2 protein-coding genes are annotated in these 1,433 nt (G+C 48.1%); both read right to left on the bottom strand.

Annotated features, from left to right (window positions below):
- Positions 1 to 228, bottom strand: a 228-nt coding sequence (locus BG32_RS04465; RefSeq protein ID WP_310793870.1) for a PmbA/TldA family metallopeptidase, incomplete at its 3' end; no start/stop codon positions are given.
- Positions 228 to 1,433: TldD/PmbA family protein (locus BG32_RS04460; protein WP_147434825.1), on the bottom strand; the 1,206-nt coding region annotated here is incomplete at its 5' end. The genes BG32_RS04465 and BG32_RS04460, both read right to left, overlap by 1 nt.

Genomic DNA, 1,433 nt, shown 5'->3' with positions numbered 1-1,433 from the left:
TGTCGCCGCCTCTTCGCTTAGAATCTCTGAAAATGCCGTGCCGATCTTTCCGTTCTTGAGGCCTCTGAAGTAAACTTCTATCGAACTGGCATCCGTGTATGAATCGATTTCTCCATTCAGAGAGCTTAACTGAAATTCTCCACCTTTCGAGTAATAGATCTCGGCTTCATTAAAGCCCTTTTCTTTGGAGATTTTGAAAGCCTTGTCGGCAAAGGTATTGAAATCCATCAATTTCGCCCCCCAACAATCAGTTCAGACACTCTCACGGTTGGCTGGCCCACATCGGCCGGGATCGAACCCGAGATCGACCCGCACATACCCTGCCCCCGTTCGAGATCGTTGCCAACCATATCAATCTTCGTAAGGACCTCATTGCCCTTTCCGATAAGTGTCGCACCCCTTACCGGTCTGGTTATCCTTCCCTTCTCTATCATGTATCCTTCCTTTACCGCAAAGTTGAATTCACCCGTGGAAGGCATAACCGATCCCCCACCGAGAGACTTCGCGTAGAGACCATAGTCTGTGGCAGCTATTATCTCCTCGGGATAGTACTCTCCGGGAAGAAGGAACGTATTGCTCATTCTTGATGTCGGGGCAAACGTGTAATCCTGTCTTCTTGCGCTTCCAGTAGGTTGCATTTTCATCTTTATTCCACCAAGGCGATCGATCATGTAGCTTTTTAGAACTCCTTTATCGATCAATAGATTCCTCCTTGTCGGAGTACCTTCATCGTCAACATTTGCCGATCCCCAGGCATTGGGAATCGTCGGATCGTCTACAGCAGACACACATTCATTTGCTATCTTCTGACCTAGCTTACCGGCAAATACAGATGCGCCTTTGGCTACTCCCGTAGCTTCGAGCGCATGGCCGCAGGCCTCGTGGAATATTACTCCTCCAAACTCGTTGGAGATTATCACAGGCATTCGTCCAGCAGGAGCAAACTCCGCCCTTACCATTCTGTCTGCGATTCTTGCAGCCCTTTCTCCGGCGGCTCTGGGATCGACCATATTAAAGAACTCAAAGCCCATTGCTGCTCCCGGTCCGTAGAAACCACTTTCCATTTGTCCGTCTTTTGTGGCAACTGCGGATATCGCCAGTCTTGTTCTTACGCGGCGATCATGAGCCTTCACGCCTTCGGAATTGTAGATCCAGACTTTTTGATCGTATTCAACGGAATTTACGACAACCTGAGATATGGTCGAAGCGAAGGTCGATGCTCCTTCATGGGCAAGTTGCATAACTCTTACCTTCTCTTTTTTCGGTACATTATTCGGTGAAAAGAGAACTGGACAGACGTCAACAAACTCTTCATTTCTAAAATCAATAACTGAATCCGCGACCCTATCCTGACTTATAACGGCCCTCAGCCTTTCTGCAACTTTCATGAGACCATCGAGCGAAAGTTCGTTTGTGTAAGCATAGATGCTTCT

This window comes from Mesotoga sp. HF07.pep.5.2.highcov, assembly GCF_003666285.1.
Taxonomy (GTDB): domain Bacteria; phylum Thermotogota; class Thermotogae; order Petrotogales; family Kosmotogaceae; genus Mesotoga; species Mesotoga prima.
This window is presented reverse-complemented; position numbering and strand designations above follow the sequence as displayed.